21 protein-coding genes are annotated in these 25,627 nt (G+C 54.8%); 12 read left to right on the forward strand and 9 right to left on the reverse strand.

All coding sequences use genetic code 11. From position 1 onward, the window contains the following. Positions 1 to 4: 4 nt before the first annotated feature. Entirely contained in the window at positions 5 to 1,318 is a 1,314-nt protein-coding gene (locus METMA_RS0106615) for an IS1380 family transposase (protein ID WP_020158288.1), read from the forward strand. A gap of 115 nt (positions 1,319 to 1,433) precedes the next feature. Here METMA_RS0106615 and METMA_RS24110 read toward each other — a convergent pair whose 3' ends face one another. From METMA_RS24110 to METMA_RS0106655, 6 genes are all read right to left on the reverse strand, one after another. Further along, the gene (locus METMA_RS24110) at positions 1,434 to 1,886 is read right to left on the reverse strand and encodes a hypothetical protein (protein ID WP_020158289.1); all 453 of its coding nucleotides are present in this window, start codon (positions 1,884 to 1,886) and stop codon (positions 1,434 to 1,436) included. Then, entirely contained in the window at positions 1,883 to 2,635 is a 753-nt protein-coding gene (locus METMA_RS24115; RefSeq protein WP_156830461.1) for an ABC transporter ATP-binding protein, read from the reverse strand. Before METMA_RS24115 ends, METMA_RS24110 begins: the two co-directional genes overlap by 4 nt. 17 nt (positions 2,636 to 2,652) lie before the next feature. Next, positions 2,653 to 4,632: a TonB-dependent receptor gene (locus METMA_RS0106630; protein WP_156830462.1), complete on the reverse strand. Its 1,980-nt coding sequence runs from the start codon at positions 4,630 to 4,632 to the stop codon at positions 2,653 to 2,655. 4 nt (positions 4,633 to 4,636) lie between these two features. Then, positions 4,637 to 6,052 (reverse strand): virginiamycin B lyase family protein, encoded by a 1,416-nt coding sequence (locus METMA_RS0106635; RefSeq protein WP_027147098.1) that lies wholly within the window; start codon positions 6,050 to 6,052, stop codon positions 4,637 to 4,639. 118 nt (positions 6,053 to 6,170) lie between these two features. Beyond that, on the reverse strand, positions 6,171 to 7,577 hold the full coding sequence (locus METMA_RS0106640) for a radical SAM/SPASM domain-containing protein (RefSeq protein ID WP_020158293.1): 1,407 nt from the start codon (positions 7,575 to 7,577) through the stop codon (positions 6,171 to 6,173). A gap of 347 nt (positions 7,578 to 7,924) precedes the next feature. After that, positions 7,925 to 10,240, reverse strand: coding sequence for a TonB-dependent receptor domain-containing protein (locus METMA_RS0106655; protein ID WP_020158296.1), 2,316 nt, complete (start codon positions 10,238 to 10,240; stop codon positions 7,925 to 7,927). 167 nt (positions 10,241 to 10,407) lie between these two features. Between METMA_RS0106655 and METMA_RS0106660 the strand changes: the two genes are divergently transcribed. Further along, the gene (locus tag METMA_RS0106660) at positions 10,408 to 10,611 is read left to right on the forward strand and encodes a P-loop NTPase family protein (RefSeq protein WP_040590420.1); all 204 of its coding nucleotides are present in this window, start codon (positions 10,408 to 10,410) and stop codon (positions 10,609 to 10,611) included. A 436-nt stretch (positions 10,612 to 11,047) separates the two neighbouring features. Here METMA_RS0106660 and METMA_RS0106665 read toward each other — a convergent pair whose 3' ends face one another. Next, positions 11,048 to 12,361, reverse strand: a complete 1,314-nt coding sequence (locus METMA_RS0106665; RefSeq protein WP_020158288.1) for an IS1380 family transposase — start codon at positions 12,359 to 12,361, stop codon at positions 11,048 to 11,050. Positions 12,362 to 12,726: 365 nt separating this feature from the next. Here METMA_RS0106665 and METMA_RS0106670 point away from each other — a divergent pair, with 365 nt between their 5' ends. After that, the gene (locus METMA_RS0106670) at positions 12,727 to 13,236 is read left to right on the forward strand and encodes an RNA polymerase sigma factor (protein ID WP_020158298.1); all 510 of its coding nucleotides are present in this window, start codon (positions 12,727 to 12,729) and stop codon (positions 13,234 to 13,236) included. An 833-nt stretch (positions 13,237 to 14,069) separates the two neighbouring features. Here the strand turns inward: METMA_RS0106670 and apbC are convergent. Next, the gene (apbC, locus tag METMA_RS0106675; protein ID WP_020158299.1) at positions 14,070 to 15,161 is read right to left on the reverse strand and encodes an iron-sulfur cluster carrier protein ApbC; all 1,092 of its coding nucleotides are present in this window, start codon (positions 15,159 to 15,161) and stop codon (positions 14,070 to 14,072) included. Between the two features lie 185 nt (positions 15,162 to 15,346). On the opposite strand from apbC, the gene metG reads away from it, so the two are divergent. The 7 genes from metG (at position 15,347) to METMA_RS0106715 (ending at position 22,790) form a co-directional block, all read left to right on the forward strand. Further along, a complete protein-coding gene (gene metG, locus METMA_RS0106680) occupies positions 15,347 to 17,374 on the forward strand; it encodes a methionine--tRNA ligase (protein WP_020158300.1) in 2,028 nt (675 codons plus the stop codon). A 21-nt stretch (positions 17,375 to 17,395) separates the two neighbouring features. Then, positions 17,396 to 19,069, forward strand: a complete 1,674-nt coding sequence (gene hcp / locus METMA_RS0106685; RefSeq protein WP_020158301.1) for a hydroxylamine reductase — start codon at positions 17,396 to 17,398, stop codon at positions 19,067 to 19,069. 7 nt (positions 19,070 to 19,076) lie between these two features. Next, a complete protein-coding gene (gene rsxB, locus METMA_RS0106690) occupies positions 19,077 to 19,628 on the forward strand; it encodes an electron transport complex subunit RsxB (RefSeq protein WP_020158302.1) in 552 nt (183 codons plus the stop codon). Next, positions 19,625 to 20,260 carry an endonuclease III gene (gene nth, locus METMA_RS0106695; RefSeq protein ID WP_020158303.1) on the forward strand — a complete coding sequence of 212 codons (636 nt, stop codon included), beginning with the start codon at positions 19,625 to 19,627 and terminating at the stop codon, positions 20,258 to 20,260. The genes rsxB and nth overlap by 4 nt, the downstream gene beginning before the upstream one ends. A gap of 157 nt (positions 20,261 to 20,417) precedes the next feature. Next, positions 20,418 to 20,891 carry a hypothetical protein gene (locus METMA_RS0106700; RefSeq protein ID WP_020158304.1) on the forward strand — a complete coding sequence of 158 codons (474 nt, stop codon included), beginning with the start codon at positions 20,418 to 20,420 and terminating at the stop codon, positions 20,889 to 20,891. A 287-nt stretch (positions 20,892 to 21,178) separates the two neighbouring features. Further along, complete coding sequence (locus METMA_RS0106710; protein WP_020158306.1) at positions 21,179 to 22,030, forward strand: HvfB family MNIO-type RiPP peptide maturase; 852 nt, start codon at positions 21,179 to 21,181, stop codon at positions 22,028 to 22,030. Then, entirely contained in the window at positions 22,011 to 22,790 is a 780-nt protein-coding gene (locus METMA_RS0106715) for an HvfC family RiPP maturation protein (protein ID WP_020158307.1), read from the forward strand. Before METMA_RS0106710 ends, METMA_RS0106715 begins: the two co-directional genes overlap by 20 nt. Before the next feature lie 93 nt (positions 22,791 to 22,883). Here METMA_RS0106715 and METMA_RS0106720 read toward each other — a convergent pair whose 3' ends face one another. Beyond that, complete coding sequence (locus METMA_RS0106720; RefSeq protein WP_020158308.1) at positions 22,884 to 23,336, reverse strand: hypothetical protein; 453 nt, start codon at positions 23,334 to 23,336, stop codon at positions 22,884 to 22,886. 308 nt (positions 23,337 to 23,644) lie between these two features. Here METMA_RS0106720 and METMA_RS0106725 point away from each other — a divergent pair, with 308 nt between their 5' ends. Both METMA_RS0106725 and METMA_RS0106730 read left to right on the forward strand, forming a co-directional pair. Continuing rightward, positions 23,645 to 23,866 (forward strand): hypothetical protein, encoded by a 222-nt coding sequence (locus METMA_RS0106725; protein WP_020158309.1) that lies wholly within the window; start codon positions 23,645 to 23,647, stop codon positions 23,864 to 23,866. Continuing rightward, the gene (locus METMA_RS0106730) at positions 23,856 to 25,619 is read left to right on the forward strand and encodes a thiamine pyrophosphate-requiring protein (RefSeq protein WP_020158310.1); all 1,764 of its coding nucleotides are present in this window, start codon (positions 23,856 to 23,858) and stop codon (positions 25,617 to 25,619) included. The genes METMA_RS0106725 and METMA_RS0106730 overlap by 11 nt, the downstream gene beginning before the upstream one ends. The last annotated feature ends 8 nt before the right edge of the window (positions 25,620 to 25,627 follow it).

The raw sequence follows: 25,627 nt of genomic DNA on the forward strand, positions 1-25,627 counted from the left end.
GCCCGTGCCAAATTGTACCGCAGCTCAAATAGATTTTCCTGCCTTTAAACGCCGCAAAATACAAGCCCAATTCAGCGGCGGAGCCATCACCAGTGATGGTGGTGTGCTGTTGTTAAGAACCATTGACCAACAGCTCCAGTTAACCCAACGGATTGCGGAACAGATGCACGATCCCAGGGATCCTGAGCGCATCCGGCATCCGGTAGTCGACTTGCTGCGACAACGGGTTTATGGTCTGGCCTGCGGCTATGAGGATTTGAACGATCACGATACACTCCGAAACGATATCGCCTTTCAGACGGCCGTGGAAAAGGATCAGGCATTGGGTAGCCGCTCCACCTTGTGCCGGTTCGAACAGCGGGCGGACCGAGGCTTGATGTGGCGGATGCATGAGGAACTACTGGCGCAGTTCATCGCCTCCTATAAGACGCCGCCGAAGTCCCTCATTCTGGATTTCGACGCCACCGATGATCCGGTTCACGGTGAACAGCAAGGGCGTTTTTTCCACGGTTATTACCGGAATTACTGTTTTCTGCCCTTGTATGTCTTTTGCGGTAATCAGTGCCTGGTCAGCTATTTGCGCCCCAGCAATATTGACGGGGCCAAGCACAGCTGGGCGATCCTGGCCTTGCTGGTCAAACGCCTGCGTCAGGTCTGGCCGGACGTTCAGATTATCTTCCGTGGCGATAGCGGCTTTTGTCGGCATCGGATGCTGAACTGGTGCGAGCGGAAGGGCGTCCGCTATATCGTTGGTTTGGCCAAAAACCAGCGCTTGAAGCGTTTGAGTCAACCCTGGATTGAGCAAGCCCGGACACAATATGAGGCAACACAACAGAAACAACGCGTGTTCACCGATTTGCACTATAAAGCCGGCACCTGGCGATGCCGGCGCCGAGTCATCCTCAAAGCCGAACACATGAGTCAAGGCAGCAACCCGCGCTATGTCGTGACCAACCTGGCAGGCGAGGCGCAAACGCTTTACGAACAAGTCTATTGTGCCCGAGGCGAGATGGAAAACCGGATTAAAGAGCAACAACTGGATCTGTTTGCCGACCGTACCAGCTGCAGTCTGTGGTGGCCGAACCAGTTCCGCCTGCTGCTGTCGACGCTGGCCTATACGCTGATCGAGGCCATCCGCCGGATCGCCCTGAACAACACCGAACTGGCGCAGGCCACCTGTGCCACCATTCGCCTGAAACTGTTTAAGATCGGCGCCGTAGTCATCCGCAATACCCGCCGTATTCGGCTGCTGCTGAGCAGTCATTATCCCTTCCAGTCCCTGTTTCGATCTGTCTGCCAGCGCCTGTGCCCTGATTAGCGCTCGGTAAGTGCTGTACCCGGCACGCTATAAACAACGGGGTAAGGGGGAGCTGTGCCTGAAAATCGGCAATCGACCCTGAAAATAGCCCGTTGAACTTCACCTCCAAAAAATATCAGTCGTTTCTGGTCGTCGAGTGCCTCTGAGGGGCGGCTTCATGGGGCTGATGAAATATCCGGGTTAGTGGCGTCAGATTCAGCAATAGAAAGGCAAGTAGCGCGCCGACCAGACCGGCTGCGGTTCCGGCCAACACGCCGCCGGCGACCCATGCGAGCATCAACCAACTCAGACTTAACGGAGCCAGCAGCCAACTTTCCATGCTGCGGAAATAATAACCCCGGTTCAACACGCCGCCAACCGTACCGAGCGCCGCATTCATTACCAGCATCGACACAATGCCCGGCACCGCGACCGCAGCGTAACCTGGTCCCGCCAACAGCGGGTTCATCACCTTACCGAACACCAGTAAATAAACCAGCGGCAGAAATATCAGTCGGAATAAGGCATGCGACCAACTTTGCATGCTCTCTCTGAAGGCTCTTAAAGAAAAGGCGATGAAAGCACTCATGAACCGGCCTCCCAGGCTGTCGATGATAAGTTGTCACTATTCGCTTCCACCAATGTCCGTAACCGGTGTTCCAGATTGTTGGTGGAATCGGCAATGTGCAATATCCCGGCATGGATCAGGCCCACCTGATCGCATAGCGTTTCCGCTTCCTCGAAATGATGCGTGGAAAGTAGTACGGTACCGCCACGGGTGGCAAAAGCGTTGATCTTATCCCAAAGTTCGGCACGGACTATAGGGTCCAATGCCGTCGTCGGTTCGTCCAGGATCAACAGATCAGGCATGGTGATGAAAGCTCGGGCGATCATGACCTTGCGCTTGTTGCCGCCCGATAAGCGATGAATCGGTTCGTTGGCGACATCGCCTAAATCGAACAATGCCAACCATTCGTCAATATTGCGTTGGGCAACGGCTTTCGGCACGGCAAAATAGCGGCAATGAAAAACTAGATTTTGACGAACGGTCAACGGAAAATCCAGATTCATGTCTTGCGAAACTACGCCTACCTTACTTTTAAGCGCGTTGGGTCGCGGTAAGGCATTCTGACCCAATAGCTTCAATCGCCCCGTTGTCGGTCGTAACAAGCCGCACAAAATCTTGATCAACGTGGTCTTGCCGGCGCCATTTTGCCCTAGTAAACCGAATATTGTGCCCCGCATTACCCGAAAACTCACTGAATCGAGCGCCTGATGGCCATTGCCATAGCGTTTGCCGATGTCTTCGGCGTCAACGGCGCAATCAGATTCGGTCATTCTCAATTTCATGATGCTCAAAAGTGAATACCGATTTCGCCCCGCACTTCACGGCCGGGATCGACTTGGAAAAAATTCTTGGCGTAGCTGTTGTCGAACAGATTGTTAATGCCGAACGTCAAGTCAACAGAAGAAGATTTGAGCTTGAACTTGCGCGAGACCAACAAATCGACGGCTACATAGTCGTTATTGAGCCAGGAAAAGCCTTGTTGATCGCGGTCGATATTGCGGTAATCCATATATTGCTCCGATTCGTAGTGCAGGTTGAGGCGAGTCGTGCTGTCCCAGAATCCCCGGTATTCCAGCACCGCATTCAGCCGGTGCATGGGCTGAAAAGCCAACCGATTGCCGACCACCGCCGCATCCACCGCCTCGGTGATTTCGGTCAGGTTCAGGGTGTAATTCAACGAAACGCTCAAATCGTCGTTCAACTGGCGGCTGAACGAAAATTCCGCTCCTCTGGATACCGACTGTCCCAGGTTATTGAGGGTCTGGATGGCCGGGATGCCGGACGTGGTCAGTCGCTCCACCTTGTCTGTCCAGCGGGTGTAAAATAAAGTTAATCCGGCCTTGGTGTCCTGCCATGATGCCTGTATCCCGAAATCCACGGTCTCCGATTGTTCCGGCTTCAAATCGGGATTAGCGACGACAATGTAGGTCGGCTGCTCGCGGCGATAATAACGGGTCGCCGGCGACGGCGGGATGAAGCCAGTCGCGGCAGAAGCGCGCAGGCTTAGCCAGGACAACGCCTTCCACGACAAGCCGAGTTTGGGATTGAAAGTGTCCAGCATACTCTCGGGTTCATGACTAAGGCGGTCTGAAGAATAAACGGCAACATCGTAATAGCGGTAACGGTCGTAGCGACCGCTCAAATCGAATCTCCAATCATCGAAAAAATTCAGGCCGTAACTTGCGAAAATGCCGAGCTGTTCGACACTATCTTTCAAGCCGAACAATTTACGGCCGTCGGCGACCAGATTCTGGTCTATGGTTTCCCAGTCGTTGCTATGAATTACGCCGAGATTAAGGTCGCCGTAACTCGCCTGCAGTTCGATTCTGAAGGTATCGGTGCGCTCCGGCCCCTGAAGATACAGCGACAGACCGGCGGCTTCGGTTCCGCCTGCATCCCGGAACACATCGGTGCCGTTTTCTTCGTAAAGCAGATTGGCGCTCAACTTGAGTTCGCCGAAATCGGCTTCCGTCAGCCATTTGCTGCGTAACGTGGTATATTCGTTGTATGAATTCGGTCGTCCGTAATTGCGGGTCTGCTCGAGGTAGGTCAAGTTGGCTGCGGTCTTTAGCCAATCGTGGCGATAATTGGCCTTGAAGTCACCCTCGCGTTTGGTCAGATAGGCGTCCTGAACATGAATCTGCGAGACGAAGGGATTATTGGCCCTATCCATCACCGAAGTCCTGTTGCTCAGACTGTCTTCGAAACTCAAGCGGATGCCGACATCGTCCAAACTGCCGCTACCGATGACCCGGCTGTAGCGGCTATCGAAACTGTTATAGCCCTGCACCGCATCCACTTCCCACGATTTGACGCTCTGCCGCGTGGTAACAACCACCGCGCCCCCCAGTGCTTCGGCGCCGTAGCGGGCTGAAGCGGCGCCGCGCAAAATCTCGATACGCATCACGTCCTGAGGTTTGATCTTGTCGATTTCCGCCGCACTGCTGCCGCGCGCAAAACCGTCAACATACACCGCCACGCCCGGCACTCCGCGCAGGCTCAACTGGTTGCCGCCATTGCCCATCCCCACCCGCCGATTCAGCAATTCCATCAGCGTGGCCGGTTTCTGAATTTCTATTTCCTCGGCGGTGATGATTTCGCGGTCGCCATCGGCGTGGGACGGCCGGGCACAGGCCAGTAGCAGGCACAGACCCAACACTGGTATTGACCATTGCGAGAGGGGCTTTAGCCGCGACCTGACGCCTGCGTTCCTGGCTAAAGCCTCTCCTACCCTGCGTCGCCGAAACGGCACGTTGTCGACAGCCATACCCTTATTTCTTCATCGTGTAATGGCGGTTTAAATAGTCGACGATGGCATCGCGGTCGGCCGGGATTATTGCCGCCTTGTTGAACTCTATCATCCTATCCACCGTTGGCCCCCAGTCGCTACGCCGGTTGGCGGCCTTGTCCATCCGGTACCAGGTATGGCAGGCGGTATGGCAATTGTTTTCGAAAACGACGGCGCCTTTGTCTTCCGGAAAACCGGTCGGGTGACGAACGGCTGCGGGATGAATCATTTGCTCGGTGGCGGGCGATTGCAGGGTTACGATTTTCGCCAAATCCTTGGTCATCGCATCCTTGGGTTTGACCACGCAAGCGCTCATGCCTTCGGCGGCATTTTTCGACCAGTTGCCGGGAACCGGTAGCGGGAATTGCTCGATACGGCCGTCGGCGGGATCAAGGCGGAACAGATCGTAATTGAAGCCGGCCGAAAACCAAACCTTGCCGTCGCCGTCCACCGCCAATGCCATCGGCATTTCCTCTTCCGGCGGCAGCGGGTATTCGGTCAATTTACCATCGGCGGCGATGCGGCCGATTTTGTTGCCGTACCATTCGGTAAACCATAGATTGCCGGCCTCGTCGCTAGCCAACACCGCCGGATGGGCGTTAGCGGTGGGGACGGCGTGGCGTTCGAACGAGACCTTGCCGCGCAAATGCCAAATGTCATTGCCGGTGGCGAACCATAACTCGCCTTGTTTATCGACATGTAGCCGGGTCAGGTACAGGCCGACGGCGTCGGGCAGTTTGACGGGGGAAAAACCTTTGGCATCGAAGCGGTACAAAGCGGCCTTTGGGCTCCCCTTGGGGGTTAGCGATAACCAGCCATGGCCCTGTCGATCGACTGCGACGTTCAGATTCGTCGCCTGCCTGACCGGCAACGGATAGGCGGTTTGGCTGCCGTCGGCAGCGATACGCATCAGCCGGCTGTCGCCGTCCGCCGCGCCGGCCAACAGCCAAAGGTTGCCGTCCTTGTCCATGGGCAAGTCGAAGCGGCCGCCGATCCGGCCGGGCAAGCCGATCTCACTGAAGCGGTTGTCGCTATGCGAAAAACGCATCAGCTTGTCGCTGTTGAAACGGATAGACCAGGTCAGGCCGCGATTGTTGTCGAGCGCGATGCCGTAAAGGCCGAAGTCTCGGCCGTAATCGAAACCTTCCGTTTGGCTCCAGCTATCGCGATTCAGCAACGTCGGTTCGGCGCGGGCGGCGGGCAGATATTCCTCGAACCGGCCACTGTCCGGATCCAGCTTGCCGATGCGGATGTCCTCGTAATGGCTGATCCAGACCTTGCCCAAGGCATCGACGGCAATGCCGTCGGCACCGTAAACCGGGCCGCAGGCCGCGGCAAAAGCATGATTGGCCGTCAGCGCCAGTGCGGCGGCCAACATTCGATAAAATAGGTTTTTCATGGTAATCAATCAAAATGAATGTAGGTTGGGGAGACGATAGGCACCCCAACAAAATCGTATCGTTGGGCTTCATTGCATTCAGCCCAACCTACCTTTTACGACAGCTTCCGAACCGTGCTTAGGCCGAACCGCCGGCTTGCTTATAGAAAGCCGTCACGTTTTGCAGGAACCTGTCTTTGCGCTCGGAGTCAGCCATGATTTCGGTAAACTCAGCCAGTAGCCGCTCGTAAATCCGTTTACGGGAGTCGCAGTCGCGTTGCGGCGGTTTGAACACGTCGCCTTCGCGCAGCCAGGAAATGACATAACAGTTGCCGCCGCACAAGTACCTGGCCCAACAGCCGGAGCAATGCTCGTTGGCATCCACCGAGGTTTCCTTGAAGGATTTTGTGACCTGGAAGTAATCGTCGTTTAAAGGCTGTTCGTCGTTGACGTTGCCGACCTTGAACTCGTCGTAACCGACGAAGCGGTGGCAAGGATAAATATCGCCGTCGGCGGCAACCGCAATCACCGTTCTGCCGGCATTGCAGGGATTGGGGCGGTATTTTTTAAACAGCAGCAATTCGCACAGTTGGTAGGTGTACTCGTTGAAGGTTGGCGTATCGCTTTCCGCCAGCGATTTAAGGCTTTCGGCATTTTTGCGGATGATGCCGTCTGTGACTTTACGGTAATCGTCGTCGGACAAAGCCAGCGGATTTCCGTCCTCGACGTCGACGATGGTCATGCCCACGCCACCGGGCGATACCAAGGCACTGTTGTGGCTATATACCTCATCGATTTTTTCGCAGCTTTGCTTGGTCAGGATGGTGCGGATCGTGTAGCGCTTGTCCTTAATGGCTTTCAATTCCTCTATGGTGCAAATGGTTTTTTCGTAGGACGAATAATTCCCCAGCGGTGGCCGTTGCGCGTCGTTGATTGCCTTGGGGCCATCGAGACTGACGGTTAGATTGTCGATTTCTTTGTCGACGAATTGCTTGATGCGATCACTCCAGACCGTGCCGTTGGTGGTGACCTTGAACGATACTTTAAAGCCAAGCTCCGCGCCCTTTTCCTTGGTGTAGGCCACCACTTTTTGCATCAGATTGAAATTCAGGAAGGGTTCGCCGCCGAAAAAATTGACGGAATAGGTGGGGCTGTCTCCGGTCAAAAATTTATCGACAAAGTTGCGGGCGGTGGTTTCGTCCATGTTGCGCTTGCTTTTGCGGTACTCGCCGCCGTCGCCGTAACAATAAGTGCAGGCCAGATTACATTCTTGACTGACGAACAGGTAAAAACCGTTCAATTGGCTATGCTCCCCCAACAAGCTGGTTTTCAAGCGGAACGGTTGTTTATCGACTTGACCGAGCAGCGTGATTTGCAGGCTTTCTACCTCTTCGTCGGGCAGGTAACTGCCGTGCGGTTTTTTCAAAGCGCTAACCCGCTTCGAGGTTTCTTCATCAACCTGAAACAGCCGGTACGATGGGCTATGAAACACCACCGGCCCCAACTCTGTCGTTAACAGGTGAAAATCTCTGTTGATAGCATTCATTGTCGACTCCTTAATTCCTTCGCGAAACGAGAGTGAGAGAGCCCTGAAGGACTCTCCCGTTCAGATCAAAACCCTAGTGGATTTCACCTGGAGGGCACATAGGCCCTGGATTGCTGCACATGGAAGTTTCGGCATAGCCTGCATAGATGGCGTCCAGTTCCACGATTTCGATTTCATGTACCATAGTTAACTCCTGCCCCAAGGGGCGTTAAAGGATAAAAATGCCGAAACGCCGCATCCTTCGGTTTTCGACTGAAAAAACAGCAGGGCTGCTTTTCGTATTGCGGCCGGCCAAGATATCGCCGGGCGCGGGCCGCGGCGTCCTGCCGCGGTAATTTCATACCAGCCTAAAATTCCATCGCGACCTGAACGAAGCCCACCCTGGGTTCGGCATAGGTATCGATGTAGCGGGTTTCATAGCTGCGATCGAACAAATTGCGCACGCCGCCGGACATATCCAGGGTCTTTTTGTTGCCAAGAGGGTGGCGGTAGGTCAGGCGGAAATCGGCGGTGAGATAGGAATTTAACGCATAGGCCGGATCATTGACGGTATCGCCGAAAATGAACTGGCGATCGACATAGCGCCCTTCCAGGCGGCCGCTGAAACGCGCGGATTCGAACACCAGGCCGAAAGCCGCCTTGTTGCGCGGCGTCAACGGCAGTTGCCGGCCTTTGTCGGGCAGACCGCTGACGCCGACTTCCGCCGCGCTGGCCGCTTCGGAGACGGTATAGGTGTAATTGACGAAGGCCGACAATTGCTCGGTAATCGATTGCTGGATTTCCACTTCGGTGCCGTAGCTGTTTACCTTGCCGAGATTGCGGGTCTGGTAAATCATTTTGCCACTCTCTTGAGTCACCGACTGCAGTTGGTAATCGGTCAGCTTGTTGTAATAGGCCGTGGCCGAGACTTTGGTGCCGAACGGCGTGGTGGCATCGACGCCGAGATCGAAGCTTTCCGAAGACTCCGGCTTCAGATCAGGATTGGGTTTGACTTCGTAAAAGACGGTGTTTTGCGCGCCGGTCAGAGCATAGGGAGCGGGCGGGCGGAAACCGGTACCCACCGAGCCGCGTAGCGACACGTCATCATTGACCTTGAAACGCACCCCGCCGCGTGGATTGAACACCGCAAACGAGTGTTGCGCGGTGCGGCCGGTGCTGGTGTTGGCAAGATCGTATTCGAACCAGTCGCCGCGGCCGCCCATGGTGACGAACAAACGGTCCCACAACGCCAGTTCGTATTGGCCATAGAGCGCATAGTTGCCGATGTTGTTGCGGGGTTTGTCGATGATCGATTGGCTGGCCAGTTCGATAGTGTCTCGATTGTTCCAGTCCTGGCTACCGTAAAAACCGACCAACAAAGTATGGCCGTCGGCGATATCCCAGCGGTTGCGGATTTCGCCGCTGAGTTTCTTGGCGTCCTCTTTCAGCAGATTTTGTGGATCGGTGCTGTAATTGAACGGGTAGTAATAACTGTCGAAGTTCAGGTCGGCCTGATGATCCCGATAGCTGAGGTTGAGCGTCAGTTGATCGTTCTTGGTCAGCCAATGGCTATAGTCCAGGCTGTACTGGCCAAACTGGCCGTTGAACTGGGTATTGGGCCTGTCGAACGCCAGGTTGTGGTCGTCCATGTAATTGAAGCTGAACTTCAGGTCGGCAACATCGGATATTTCCCATTTCAGTTTGCCGCCGGCCATGGTTTTGTTCCAACCGCCGTCTTCCAGCGAATGAATCATCGTACCGGTGGCGCCCGGCGAAAATGCCGGATTCGGGGAGGCTTTGTAACCGTCCGAGCTCAGGTGCTTGAAATCCAGGAGATAACCGATCTTGTTGACCGTACCGCCGGTGGTAAAGCCGCCGCCGTAAGTCGGCAATGAATCGAACAGGAAAAAGGGCTTAGTGACGTTGGGGCCTTCGGGCGCTTCCTTGGTGATAATGTTGACCACGCCGCCCATCGCGTTGGGGCCGTATAGCGCCGAACCGGCACCGCGCACTACCTCGATTCGGTCGACGTTATCCCAATCTATAGTCTGAATAGGTGAGCGACTGCCGATGCTGGAATCGAGAAAATTGGCGAGTTGACCGTTGATCAGCGTCGAACTGCGGCCGTAGCCCAAGCCGCGCATGTTGAGAGTGGCGATACCGTTGGTGCCTTGTCGTAGTACATCCACACCGGCCGAGCGCGTCAAGGTATCGCTGAGGTCGCGGTTATACATTTGCTGGATCTGCTGTTGATCGACAACGGCAACGGTCGCCGACACTTCCGATGCCAAACGCTCGGTTTTGGTTGCCGTTACTACCATTGTTTCCAACATGACTGGATAGGGATGGCCTTTGTTTTCTAACGCGAGGGAATTGTTTTCGCTGGCTTTCGTTTGCTGTAACACAGCGGTATACGAATCGGTGAAACGGTAGCTCAGGCCGGAGTCTTTCAAGAGTTGCTCTAACGCCTGTTCCGGCGTGTAGCGACCGCTTACTCTCGGCGAGGTTTTACTTGCGGTGCTATCGGCGGCGTATAGCAACTGCAAACCGGTTTGCCGTGCCAGTTGTTCCAAGGCTTGCGCCAGTGGTTGCGGCGGAATGTCAAGGTCGATCCGCCGCTCATCGGCGACGGTCGGAAAACAAACGGCGCTGCTTAGTAGCAGCGGTAACAGGTATCGCTTCATGAAGTCTCCATATTCCCTTTAATTGTTATGGTTTTAATAATGAAGACGGATCGCTGAAGGGAAGTGGACAGTTTATAGAGATTTTATTTGCTGCCCGATGAGATAGCTCGGTAGATACTCTGTGGACTGATCTGCAACCCAGCCAAGAAGAATTGGCGATACTGGGCATGGACGGCAGCCCTAAATCTGATGAAATAAAACGGGAGCTGAGCGTCGTTTCCCAGGGCATCAAGCTCGATCAGTCATTGACGGTACATAAAAACCTGGAACGCCATTGCCGCTATTTTTCCGTTCCGCGCCGCCAAGCCAAACAACGCATCGAGGAATGGCTGGCTTTGTTCCAGCTCAGGATTTCATCACCTTTTCACTGATGCCGATGATGTTCCTCGGCTGTGCTTTCTTCAGTTATGCCATGCTGCCCGATCCTTGGAATATCGTGGCCTTGTTGCTGCCGACTACCTATCTTAGGAATGCGCATAAAATAACTTCCTCAAGTGCGCGGATGAATTTCCGGTGTAGGTGCGGATTTATCGGCACAGTGCGAATACCCTGAAGGGCACAAGTACCCATAGGGCATAAATGAATTCGCACCTACAATTCCTGATTTATTTCATGCCAGTTCCTTAGCCCGGATATTTCATCAGCCCCATGAAGCCGCCCCTCAGAGGCACTCGACGACCAGAAACGACTGATATTTTTTGGAGGTGAAGTTCAACGGGCTATTTTCAGGGTCGATTGCCGATTTTCAGGCACAGCTCCCCCTTACCCCGTTGTTTATAGCGTGCCGGGTACAGCACTTACCGAGCGCTAATCAGGGCACAGGCGCTGGCAGACAGATCGAAACAGGGACTGGAAGGGATAATGACTGCTCAGCAGCAGCCGAATACGGCGGGTATTGCGGATGACTACGGCGCCGATCTTAAACAGTTTCAGGCGAATGGTGGCACAGGTGGCCTGCGCCAGTTCGGTGTTGTTCAGGGCGATCCGGCGGATGGCCTCGATCAGCGTATAGGCCAGCGTCGACAGCAGCAGGCGGAACTGGTTCGGCCACCACAGACTGCAGCTGGTACGGTCGGCAAACAGATCCAGTTGTTGCTCTTTAATCCGGTTTTCCATCTCGCCTCGGGCACAATAGACTTGTTCGTAAAGCGTTTGCGCCTCGCCTGCCAGGTTGGTCACGACATAGCGCGGGTTGCTGCCTTGACTCATGTGTTCGGCTTTGAGGATGACTCGGCGCCGGCATCGCCAGGTGCCGGCTTTATAGTGCAAATCGGTGAACACGCGTTGTTTCTGTTGTGTTGCCTCATATTGTGTCCGGGCTTGCTCAATCCAGGGTTGACTCAAACGCTTCAAGCGCTGGTTTTTGGCCAAACCAACGATATAGCGGACGCCCTTCCGCTCGCACCAGTTCAGCATCCGATGCCGACAAAAGCCGCTATCGCCACGGAAGATAATCTGAACGTCCGGCCAGACCTGACGCAGGCGTTTGACCAGCAAGGCCAGGATCGCCCAGCTGTGCTTGGCCCCGTCAATATTGCTGGGGCGCAAATAGCTGACCAGGCACTGATTACCGCAAAAGACATACAAGGGCAGAAAACAGTAATTCCGGTAATAACCGTGGAAAAAACGCCCTTGCTGTTCACCGTGAACCGGATCATCGGTGGCGTCGAAATCCAGAATGAGGGACTTCGGCGGCGTCTTATAGGAGGCGATGAACTGCGCCAGTAGTTCCTCATGCATCCGCCACATCAAGCCTCGGTCCGCCCGCTGTTCGAACCGGCACAAGGTGGAGCGGCTACCCAATGCCTGATCCTTTTCCACGGCCGTCTGAAAGGCGATATCGTTTCGGAGTGTATCGTGATCGTTCAAATCCTCATAGCCGCAGGCCAGACCATAAACCCGTTGTCGCAGCAAGTCGACTACCGGATGCCGGATGCGCTCAGGATCCCTGGGATCGTGCATCTGTTCCGCAATCCGTTGGGTTAACTGGAGCTGTTGGTCAATGGTTCTTAACAACAGCACACCACCATCACTGGTGATGGCTCCGCCGCTGAATTGGGCTTGTATTTTGCGGCGTTTAAAGGCAGGAAAATCTATTTGAGCTGCGGTACAATTTGGCACGGGCAAATCCTTGTTCAAATTCAATCTAAGCAACTGAATTTTATCGAACTCTACGGGATTTGCCCGCTTTTTTTATGAAATATCCGGGTTAGCAAAGCTTTGCGCATTGCTTACGGTAGTCAATCCTCCATTCTCCTCCGGCAATGATCTCCGTCGGAGGAGTTTGCGCGTTACTGTTGCTATTCACAATGTCCTCTGGTAACCAGGATCTATTGAAAAAAATAGGTGATATCACCTATTTTAGGTGTTTTCACGCAGTAAAATACCATAAAAAATATATAAGCCTTTGATTTTTATCAATTCCAATATTGGCCCGCATCTTGCTTTTCCAGCTTGAATAATATACTGACAAAGGACGCCGGATTATGACCGAAAAAATATCCCTCACCCTTTTACAGGGTTGGTTTCAACATTATTCCTCCGATTTGCTGGTATTTTTTCGCCGGAAGGTTGGCGAGTCGGACGCCGATGATTTGGTTCAAGAAGTATATTTGCGCGCACTGACTTATCCGATGCCATCCGCCATTATCAAGCCTCGCGCCTTTTTATTCAGGGTTGCCACAAATCTGGTCATCGACCATGTCCGCAAAAAAAGTTATCGTCAACATGATAATTATGAAGAGATTGAAGACAGTATAATTACCAGTATACTAGGGCCGGAAGATAGCTTGCGCGGGAAGGAACGGTTGAAAAAATTTCGCGATGCGCTGGCGCAATTGCCTGCGGACCACCGGCAAGCATTCCTGCTGAACCGTTTCGATGGTTTATCGCATATGGAAATTGCTCAACTCATGGGAATTTCAGATAAAACGGTGCAGCGTTATATCGCTAAAGCTTTCGACCATTGCTTGAACTGTATTGAATATTGGGATTGATGCCTTGAAGTTCAATAGTTCGGACAGTTTTACGCGCCATCGTCCCATAATCATTGGATTCGTCAAATAGTTGGGCTGTTTTTTCGCAATCTCTATCAAGTGCCGATTGAATTTTTTACGTTTCGAGAAAGCAATAGAGACCACCGTTTCCTGCGTCGTCTGTTTTTGACGTTGATCTTCAAGAAATTCAGCGCTGTCTATGAGACATTGGCCTGCCGCTGCATTGCGTTTTTACAGCGTGACTGGCACGCAGCAGGACAACCTGGATGTTTCGCTTAGAAAGCGAGAATAAAACAGGGCCCCCAATTGAGGCAGGCTTTCTTTTACTGTTTGCGCAAAGCTTCCGCTCCCCGGCAACTGCTGATTTACAGGGATGTAATGAATGCAGAGAAATGACGGGGGCATTTCCTGTCCATGCAGTCATGATCGCGCCCCTTAGGAACGCGCATAAAATAACTTCCCCAAGTTCGCGGATGGAATTTCCGGTGTAGGTGCGAATTCATTCGCACTTACAATTCTCTGATTTATTCCATGCCCCTTACTAAGGAACGCGCATAAAATAACTTCTTCAAATACGCGGATGAATTTCCGGTGTAGGTGCGGATTTATCCGCACAGTGCGAATGAATTCGCACCTACAATTCCTTGATTTATTCCATGCCCATTACTAAGTTAATCAAAAATTTAAAACTTCGTGCTCTCAATTGCTGTTCCAGATGCAATTCTACCGCCTCCATAATCCCCATGGATGGAGTGAATGCAGAGAAATGACGGGATCATTTCCTTTCCTTGTAGGCGTTCGTGTTCTTCATGATTAACCTGACTGACTCAGGCTCAAGTATTCCGCACAACAATATTAGGGAATTTGCTGCTGAAATCCTTGGCTTTCAGCGCCAGCCTGGCCGCGGTCTTGCGGGCGATTTCCCGGTAAATCTGCGTCGGGCGCCCGTCGGGGTCGGCCACGACCGTCGGCCGTCCGCAGTCGGCGAATTTACGGATAGCAATATCCAGCGGCAGCGAGCCCAGAAACTCGACCTTGTTCTTCTCGGCCATGGCCGCGCCCCCGCCCTCGCCGAAAATGGCTTCTTCATGGCCGCAGTTACTGCAGATATGGATGCTCATGTTTTCCACGATGCCCAGCACCGGCACATTGACCTTTTCGAACATGCCGAGACCGCGCTGAGCGTCGATCAGGGCGATGTCCTGCGGCGTTGTAACGATGATCGCGCCGCTGACCGGAATCTGCTGCGCCAAAGTCAGCTGAATATCGCCGGTGCCGGGCGGCAAATCGATAATCAGATAATCGACATCGGTCCAGTTGGTATCTTTCAGCAACTGCTGCAAGGCATTGGTTACCATCGGCCCGCGCCAGATCATCGGCTGATCGGCGTCGATCAGGTAACCGATGGAATTGGTCTGCACGCCGTAAGAGACTTTCGGCATCATGGTTTTGCCGTCCTCGCTGGCCGGATAGCCGGAAAGCCCCAGCATGGTCGGAATGCTGGGCCCGTAAATGTCGGCATCGAGAATGCCGACCTGCGCGCCTTCAGCCGCCAGCGCCAGCGCCAGATTGACCGCAGTCGTGGATTTGCCGACGCCGCCCTTGCCCGAGGCCACGGCAATAATGTTTTTGACGTTGGGCAACGGCTTCAAGGCCTGCTGCACGGCATGCGAGACAATGTTCACCGAAACTTCGACCGTCACATCGCCTATGCCGGCCAGTGCTTTCAGGTGCTGTTCGACGGCCGCCTTAAGCTCGGCCAGGTAACTTTTGGCCGGATAACCCAGTTCCAGTTTAACGCTGACGTTTGCGCCATCGACGGCAATTGCTTTAACCGATTTTGCGGAAACCAGATCGGTGCCATTGTTGGGATCGATAAACGTACTCAGCAGTTTTTCTATCGCGGCCTTTTCGATGCTTGCCATGACTATGCTCCATGTTGGGAAGAGAAGGATGAGTAATAACCAAGTGATTTACTATGGAATAGAAGGCATTTTACAGCTTTTCTTTTATAATGCACATTTTAGCGCCCGCTACTCGGTAGTGCGCTTATTTTGTGCCATAATACACGGTTCGTTTTGTCTTCGTACTGCTTGCTATTTAATTAATTATGTCGGATAGAAAAATTCTCGTCACCAGCGCTTTACCTTACGCCAACGGCCCTATTCATCTCGGACATCTGGTTGAATACATTCAAACGGATATCTGGGTCCGTTTTCAGAAACAACGCGGCAACCAGTGCTACTACGTTTGCGCGGACGACACGCACGGCACGCCGATCATGCTCAAAGCCGATCGCGAAGGCATCACGCCGGAAGCGCTGATCGCCCAGGTCGGCAAGGAACACCTGGCCGACTTTACCGAATTCGGCATCGCATTCGACCATTATCACAGCACCCATTCCAACGAGAACAAGATTTTTTCATCGCTGATCTACGAACGCCTGCGCGATGCCGGCCACATCAGCTCGCGCACGATCACGCAGGCGTACGACCCGGTCAAGAACATGTTCCTGCCCGACCGGTTCATCAAAGGCGAGTGCCCCAAGTGCGGCGCGGCCGATCAATACGGGGACAGTTGCGAAGCCTGCGGCGCCACCTATTCACCGACTGAATTGAAAAACGCCGTTTCCGCCGTATCGGGTGCGAAACCGGTGGAAAAGGAATCCGTCCATTACTTCTTCAACCTGGCCGATTTCGCCGGCCTGCTCCGGCACTGGACCAAATCCGGCCACCTGCAGCCGGAAGTCGCCAACAAGCTCGACGAATGGCTGGAAGCCGGCCTGCAGCAATGGGACATTTCCCGCGACGCGCCGTATTTCGGCTTCGAGATTCCCGATGCCCCGGGCAAGTATTTTTACGTCTGGCTCGACGCGCCTATCGGCTATATGGCCAGCTTCAAGAGCCTGTGCGACAAGCAGGACCTGGACTTCGACGCGTTCTGGGGCAAGGACAGCAATGCCGAGCTGTACCATTTCATCGGCAAGGACATCATTTACTTCCACGCCCTGTTCTGGCCGGCCATGCTCAGCGGCGCCGGTTTCAGAACGCCCAGCGCCATTTTCGCGCATGGCTTTTTAACCGTGAACGGCGAGAAAATGTCCAAGTCGCGCGGCACGTTCATCAAGGCCCGGACCTATCTGGAGCATCTGAACCCCGAATACCTGCGCTATTATTTCGCCGCCAAACTGAGCGCCGGCGTCGATGATCTCGACCTGAATTTCGACGATTTCAGCCAGCGCGTGAATTCCGATCTGGTCGGCAAGGTTGTCAATATCGCCAGCCGCTGCAGCGGCTTCATCAAAAAGCGCTTCGACAACAGACTGTCGTCGCGCTGTTCGGAGCCGGCCCTGTTCGCCGAGTTCGTCAACGCCCATAAGCAAATCGCCGAATTCTATGAGACGCGCGAATTCGCCAAAGCCATGCGCGAGATCATGGCGCTGGCCGACAAAGCCAACCAGTACATCGACGAGAAAAAACCCTGGCTGATCGCCAAGGAAGAAGGCAAGGATGCCGAACTGCACGAGGTCTGCTCGATGGGCATCAACCTGTTCCGCATGCTGGCGGCCTATCTGAAACCGGTCATCCCGGCACTGGCGTCCGAAGCCGAGCAGTTCCTGAACATTGCCTCGCAAGCCTGGCCGGCAGCCGGCGCACAACCGTTGACAGACCATGTCATCAACGATTTCAAACCGCTGATGACGCGTGTCGAGCCTGATAAAATCGCCGCCATCATAGAGGCCTCCAGGGAGAATCTGGAAAAAACGGCCGAACCGCCCAAAGCCAAGGCCCGCACCTGCGACCCGATCGCCGATACCATCGAATTCGACGATTTCGCAAAACTGGACCTGCGCATTGCACGCATTGTCAAAGCCGCTTCCGTCGAAGGCGCCGACAAGTTATTGCAACTGACCGTTGATATCGGCGATGAAACCCGCAACATTTTCGCCGGCATCAAATCGGCTTACGCACCGGAAGATCTGGAAGGCAAATTGACGGTCGTGGTCGCCAATCTGGCTCCGCGCAAAATGCGTTTCGGCGTTTCGGAAGGCATGGTGCTGGCGGCGGGCCCCGGCGGCAAGGATTTATGGGTGCTGCACCCTGATAATGGCGCGCAGCCGGGTATGCGCGTTAAGTAATTTAGTAGTAGAGAGTTAGAAATGTTTTGTTACCACTGTCAGGAAGCCAAAAAAAACATCGCCTGTGATTCCGCCGGCATCTGCGGCAAAAAAGAAGATGTCGCCAGTCTTCAGGATTTATTAGTGTATGTTCTGAAAGGTTTGTCTTTTTATGCACACAAAGCCAGGCAACTGGGCATAAGCGATGCCAGAACCGACCGGTTTACCGCTCGGGCATTGTATTCCACGGTGACCAATGTCAATTTCGACCCGACCGTGTTCGTTTCCCTGATACAGGAAGCCGTGCAACGTAAAAATCATCTGTGCCACCGGTTTACCGCCGCGTTCGAAGCACAGAACGGCGTTGCCTTCAGCGAACCGGTGCCCGATGAAGCCGCCTGGCAATACACCGATGTCTCGGAAGCGGCCTTTGTGGCACAAGGCGAAACGGCCGGCGTCATGCAGATTCCGGCGCTGGACGACGACTGCCATGCCCTGCGCGAATTACTGGTGTACGGCCTGAAAGGCCTGGCGTCGCTGATCGAACATGCCGAAGCGCTGGATTTTTCCGATGCCGAATTGTATGCCTTCCTGCACGAGGCGCTGGCTTTCAGCCTGAAAACCGACAGCCCGCTCGATGAACTCATGGCCATGACCTTGAAATGCGGCGAGCACGGCCTGGCCGCTTTCGCCCAACTCGACAAGGCCAATACCGCGCGCTTCGGCGCCCCGGTTCCGACCAAAGTCTATTTTGACAGCTGGGACAAGCCGGGCATACTGGTTTCAGGCCATGACCTGCGCGACATCGAAGACCTGCTGGAGCAGACCGCCGGCACCGGCATTGACGTTTACACGCACGGCGAAGCCATTGCCGCGCACGCCTATCCGGCCTTGAAAAAATACTTCAACCTGGCCGGCAATTTCGGCGATGCCTGGCAGGAGCAGCGCACCGATTTCCAAAAATTCAACGGCCCGATCCTGATCACCACCAACAGTATTCAGCAGCAAAAAGGCAACTACAAAGACAAGATTTACACGACCGGCATGGTGGGCTGGCCCGACATACCCCATATCGCCGACCGCCGCCCCGGCCAGCGCAAGGATTTCACCCCGCTGATCGAGCAAGCCAGACAATGCGAGCCGCCCAGCCAGCTCAGCGACAATACGACGACCCTCGGCTATGCCCATCAATCGCTGCACAGCTATCTGAACCAGATCGCCGCCGGCATTCAGGACGGCGCCATCCGGCGCCTGATCGTGCTGGCCGGCACCGACGGCCGTCACAAGGAGCGCCGATACTACACGCAGTTCGCCGAGGCGCTGCCTCAGGATACGCTGATCCTGACCGCGGGCGATACCAAATACCGTTTCAATACACTGTCTCTCGGCGACATCAACGGCATTCCGCGCCTGCTGGACGCCGGCCAGAGCAATGATTTTTACTCGTTGCTCGTGTTCCTGAAAGATCTGCAGCAGACTCTGGGCCTTGACGACCTTAACGCACTGCCGGTGTCTTTCAGCATCGCCTGGTATGAACAGAAAACCATTCTCATGCTCCTGGCGCTGTTGGCGCTGAACATTAAACACGTGCGCCTGGGCCCGACCCTGCCGCCTTTCTTCACGGATACCGTCAAGGACAGGCTGACCGAACAATTTGCCTTGAAAGGCATAGACACGGTTGAAAACGATGTCGCGGCGATGATGGAAGGACATTGACCTGGACGTGATCGATCGAATTAACGCTTTACTGCCGCAAACCCAATGCGGCCAATGCGGCTTCAAAGGCTGCAAACCCTACGCCGAGGCCATCGCTGCCGGCACGGCGGACATCAACCAGTGTCCGCCTGGCGGTGATGAAGGCATTATTGAAATCGCACGTTTGCTGGGCGTACCGGCCAAACCGCTCAATACGCGATTCGGCCAACACAAGCCCAAACAGGTCGCTTTCATTATCGAAGACGACTGCATCGGCTGCACGAAATGCATCGCCGCCTGTCCTGTCGATGCGATCCTGGGCGCGTCCAAATGCATGCATACGGTCATCGCCTCGGAATGCACGGGCTGCGAGCTGTGCATCGCACCCTGCCCGGTCGACTGCATCGTCATGAAGCCGGTCCCCCGGCCGACGCCGGCGCAAAAGGCCGAACAAGCGCAAAAAGCCATGCGCCGCTACGAGGCGCGCTGTCTGCGCCAGGCACGGGCAGAAGCGGAAAAAGCCGAGCGCGCGCGCAAGAAAAAAGAAGCCTTGCTGAAACTGAAATCGTTCAAGCAATGAACATCGAGAAACGCCGAATCATCTTTGACCGCCTGGCCGAAGCCATCCCCGAGCCCAAGACCGAGCTCCGGTATGAGACACCGTTTGAGCTGCTGATCGCGGTCGTGCTGTCAGCCCAGGCGACCGATAAAGGCGTTAATAAAGCCACGGCCAAACTGTTTCCTGTCGCCAATACGCCCGAAACCATTCTGGCGCTGGGACTGGAAGGTCTGAAGGACTATATCAGGACGATCGGCTTGTATAACAGCAAGGCGGCCAATATCATGACGCTCTGCCAGCAACTGCTCGACCGGCATGCGGGCCAGGTGCCGCGGACGCGGGAAGAACTGGAAGCGTTGGCCGGCGTCGGCAGAAAAACGGCCAATGTCATGTTGAACACCGCGTTCGGCCAGCATACGATTGCGGTCGACACGCACATCTTCCGCGTCGCCAACCGTACCGGCATCGCACCCGGCAAAAACGTGCTGGAAGTAGAGCGGAAGCTGGAGAAATGGGTGCCCAAACAGCATAAAAGAGATGCCCATCATTTATTGATATTGCATGGCCGTTACACCTGCATTGCCAGAAAGCCGCGCTGCCAGAGCTGCGTCATTGAAGATTTGTGCGAATACCCGTACAAAACAGTCGATTAGCGAAAAACTCAGTGGCAGGAACTTGGCTAAGGCTGTATAGTCTGTGTAATTCAGTATTTGAACAAGCGGATATTCATCCGCTGTTCAGTTGTGCTTGATACCATACGCCGCACCCGATGCAGCTTATGTATCATTGTTTATATACCCGGGAGTCAATATGAAAAAAACCAACAAAACACCTTTCGCAGCGGCCATGGGAACCGCGTTTCTGTCTACCTTTGCCGCGACCGCAGCCAACGCCGAAGCCAACCCCTTCGCCATGACCGACATGAACAACGGTTATATGCAAGTGGCTGAAGCCAGCAAATCCGGCGAAGCCATGCCCGGCATGAAAGAAGGCTCATGCGGCGAAGGCAAATGCGGCGGCGCCATGCAATCCGCGCCTAAAACCGTGGAAGGTGCTTGTGCTGGCAACAAGCCTGCCCCTAAAGCGGCGGGTAAGGCGACAGAAGGCAAATGCGGCGAAGGCATGTGCGGCGCCATGATGGAAGGCGGCAAAATGAAAAAAGGCATGGAAAACATGTGCGGCGCTATGATGAAAGGTAAGGAAGGCGCTTGCGGCGCCATGCAAAAAGGCGAGAAAGGCGCGGGCCAGGAAAAAGTCAGCCCTAAAGCCGCAGCCGGCGAATAAGCCTCAAGCAGGTTTAGGAACGGGAATGAAATAAGACCCGCAATTGAGGCAGGATTTCTGTTCATATTCAACGACTGCATGGATGCAGGAGGTAGAGCAACGCATGGAGCAGTTGCCGAGGCGCGCAAACAGGCGCATAGCAAGCTATGTAACTGTTTGCGCAACGCCGAAGAGGGACAGAAAGACAAGTCAGTTGCGGGAGTTATAAAATTCACGTTCCTTATAGCCACCAAAAGAGGGCATGACCATCATGCCCTCCCGCTTTAACCCCATACACAGGTGTTCTTATGGACACAACTCTAAATCTCGTGCACGGCGCCGGCCTGGGCCTGCGTCGGTCGTTTCTCAGTGAAATCGTCGAAAACCCGCCCAAAGAAGTCGACTTCTATGAAGTCGCGCCGGAAAACTGGATCACGATAGGCGGCAAACTGGGCAAGCAATTTCGGGCCATGACCGAACGCTTTGACTTTGTCTGCCACGGTCTGTCCCTATCGATAGGCAGCACCGATCCGCTCGACGAAAAGTTCGTGCGGCAAGTCAAAGACTTCATGGCCGAACACCAAATCAAATTCTACAGTGAGCACTTGAGCTATTGCAGCAAGGAAGGTCATCTGTATGACCTGATGCCCATGCCGTTCACGCAGGAGGCCGTCTCGCACGTGGCCGCCCGTATCAGGCGCGTTCAGGACATACTCGAACACAGAATCGCTATCGAAAATGTCTCGTATTACGCCGCCCCGGGCCAGGAAATGGCCGAAATAGACTTCTTCAACGCCGTCGTCGAGGAAGCGGACTGCGACGTGCTGATCGACATCAACAATATTTACGTGAACAGCGTCAACCACGGCTACGATGCCGAGGCATTCCTGAAAGCCATCCCGGCCGAGCGCATCGCTTACGCGCATATTGCCGGGCATTATGTGGAAGCCGAGGATTTCCTGGTCGACACGCATGGCGCCGACATTATCGATCCGGTCTGGAAACTACTGGGTAAGGCCTATGAGCTTTACGGCGTATTCCCGACCCTGCTGGAGCGGGACTTCAACATTCCCTCTTTGGCGGAGCTGGTGCAGGAAGTCCGCACCATCCGGACGATACAGAACGCCTGGAAAAGTCAGCATGAAAAACAGACCGCCTGAAACCGCCAAGCGCGTCGACTTCAAAGCCAAACAGCGTGAATTTGCGGCCTATATCCGGGACCCTGAAAACAATCCGGCGCCGGCCGATGTCAAGGCCCAGCGCATGGCCATGTACCGCGAACTGTTCTTCAACAATGTCGAAAGCTTCCTGTCCAACAGTTTTCCGGTCCTGCGCAGGATTCTCGATGACCGGCAATGGTTCAGGCTGGCCCAGGATTTTTTTGCCAGCCACCGCTGCCAGTCGCCCTATTTTTCCGAAATCCCGGAAGAGTTCCTCGATTACCTGCAGAACGAACGCGACAATCCCGATGATTTGCCGTTTCTGCTCGAACTGGCGCATTACGAATGGGTGGAAATGGCGCTGTCGACCGCCAAAGTCGAGGTAGCGGTAAACAGTCGCGCCGACATCGAAAACCTGCCGGACAAACGCATCATTCTGTCGCCGCTGGCCTGGCCGCTGGCTTATCAATACCCGGTCCAGCGCATATCGCCCGATTATCTGCCGCCAGAGGCACCGGAACAGCCGACCTTCCTGATCGTTTACCGCGATATCGATGACCAGGTGCATTTTTCCCAGATCACGGCGATCACCTACAGACTGCTGCAATTGATTCAGGAAAACGGAGGACTAAAGGCGGAGGATTACTTAAGCCAGGTGGCGGCAGAGGCCCAGCACCCCGACCCGTCCCGGATCATCGAAGCGGGCCTGGCGATATTAAACGAATGGGCCGAAAAAGCGATTATTACGGTAATCGCCTGAAATACCGTTAAGGGGGCGACTCAAGTCGCCCATGGGCGGATATACCCTCAAGAGATCAATACATCCGCCCTTCTCAATCTCAACGCCTTATTGCTACCTGCCAAACAACTTAGGTCCCTTGGGCTGGGCTTTCTGCTGCAGGCAGTGATAAGCCGCGTTTTCATACTTGATCACTAAAGACCGCGTGTTTTTATGCTCGGTGATGAATTTCTTGGCTTCCGCGGCCGTCAGATCCTTCATCAGGAAAGTCGCGATACACATGCAGTCCTCGGAGAGCCGTTTTTTGTCGTACTCTTTATTGACGGAATTTTGCAGTTCCCTGGCCACGCATTGATCGGCGAACTGGTGCTCGAACGTATGTTTTTGAATATCGGTCACCGGCACATCATGCGAATGATCGAAAGGATCATGCACGGCGGCGGTGCTGGCCGGCTTTTGTTGCTTTTGCTCTTCCTTGTCATCCGAGCAGCCTGTCACGGACAGTGTCAGAATTGTGCCGATACAGGCCGCAAAAAAGAAATTCTTTGTCAATGTAATCGTTTTCATAAATTCAGGTCGTAATAGTTAGAGTCTTAATCGGCTATACAGGAAAAAACCTTGGCAGGCCGTCCGCGATAAACGCAGAACTTTATCATTTTATGCCGCTTCGTTCTACTGATCATCGGTTAATGCGAAGCGCCAATATCCAGGTAAACCGCCAGGCCCTTTCTCCGAAGGAAGCGGGACCCATCGGTTCACATCATAGCAAGCCATTTAGCCTCCGCCTCGATACAACCGGCGCGATTATTTGAAAAAATATGCCTTTAAGCTCGCTAGCGAACATAACCGGGGATCGTCACTATGTAAGATTAGGTGTGAATAAAAGCGATCTGGAGAAGGCCATGACCACGACCAACAAAAGTCAGTCGAATAAAAGCACCGCGCCCAAATGCGCCCATCCCGGCTGCAACTGTCCGGCGCGGCCGGGCGAGAAATACTGCAGCGATCTTTGCGAGAACTTAGTGGGCTCGGACATGTGCGCGTGCGGACATGCCGAATGCAAAGGCAAGACGGGGGCACATCATCATGAAAGATAATGTCAGCGATTTTCTCCTGCACCGCCTGTCCGAATGGGGCGTCAAACGCATTTTCGGCTATCCGGGCGATGGCATCAACGGCGTGTTCGGCGCTCTGAACAGGGCCTCCGACATGATTGATTTTGTCCAGGTGCGGCACGAGGAGACGGCTGCCTTCATGGCCTGCGCGCATGCCAAATTCACCGGCGAAGTCGGCGTCTGCGTCGCCACTTCGGGGCCCGGCGCTATTCATCTGCTGAACGGCCTGTACGACGCCAAGCTCGACCATCAGCCCGTGGTCGCGATCGTGGGCCAGCAAAAGCGCGCCGCCCTGGGCGGCAATTACCAGCAGGAGGTCGACCTGATCTCGCTGTTCAAGGACGTCGCGCATGAATACGTGCATATGGTTTCAACGCCCGCGCAAATGCGTCATATTGTCGACCGGGCCATGCGTATTGCCCAGTCCGAGCATAATGTGTGCTGCATCATCATCCCTAACGATGTGCAGGAAATGGAGGCCGAAAAGCCGCCCCGCAAGCATGGCACCATCCATTCCGGGATCGGCTACGAAGCCCCGCGCACCGTGCCTCATGCCGAAGAATTACAGCGCGCCGCCGATATCCTCAATGCCGGAGACAAAGTCGCGATGCTGGTCGGCGCCGGGGCGCTGCATGCCACGGATGAAATTCTCGAAGTGGCCGACCTGCTCGGGGCCGGCATTGCCAAGGCGCTACTGGGCAAAGCCGCCGTGCCCGACGACATCTCCTATGTAACCGGCTCCATCGGCTTGCTGGGCACCCGGCCCAGCTACGAGATGATGACCGACTGCGACACGCTGCTGATGGTCGGCTCGAGTTTTCCCTATTCCGAATTCCTGCCCGAGGAAGGCCTGGCACGCGGCGTGCAGATCGACATCAATGGCCGCATGCTCAGCATCCGCTACCCGATGGAAGTGAATCTGGTCGGCGACAGCGCTGAAACGCTCAGATTGCTGATACCGCTGCTGCATAAAAAAGAGGAGCGCAGCTGGCGCCAGCGCATCGAAAAGAATGTCGCCGAGTGGTGGGAAACCCTGGAAGACCGGGCCATGGAATCGGCCAACCCGATCAATCCGCAACGCGTCGTTCAGGAACTGTCGCCGCGCCTGCCCGATGATTGCATAATCACCTGCGACTCCGGTTCCGTCACCAACTGGTACGCGCGCAATCTGAAAATCCGGCGCGGCATGATGGCCTCGCTGTCCGGCGGGCTGGCCACCATGGGCGGCGGCGTGCCTTACGCGATGGCGGCCAAATTCGCTCATCCGGAGCGCCTGGTTATCGCGCTGATCGGCGACGGCGCCATGCAGATGCTGGGCATGAACGAAATGCTCACGATCGGCAAGTATTGGCGGCGCTGGAGCGACCCGCGCCTGATCGTCATGGTGCTGAACAATCGCGACCTGAACCAGGTTACCTGGGAACAGCGCGCCATGGCCGGCGACCCGAAATTCGATGCCTCGCAGGATCTGCCCGATTTCCCCTATGCGCGCTTCGCCGAACTGGTCGGTCTCATGGGCATCCGCGTCGACCAGCCGGAACAGATCGCTGATGCCTGGAACCGGGCGATCGGCGCCGACCGCCCGGTGGTGCTGGAAGCCTATGCCGACCCCGACGTGCCGCCTTTGCCGCCGCATATCACCTTCAAGCAGGCCAAAGCCTATGCCTCGGCGATCCTGCAGGGCGATCCGGATTCCGTCGACATTATCAAGGCTTCCATGAAACAAATCTTTTAGCCTGGACA

Source organism: Methylobacter marinus A45 (assembly GCF_000383855.1).
Taxonomy (GTDB): Bacteria; Pseudomonadota; Gammaproteobacteria; order Methylococcales; family Methylomonadaceae; genus Methylobacter; species Methylobacter marinus.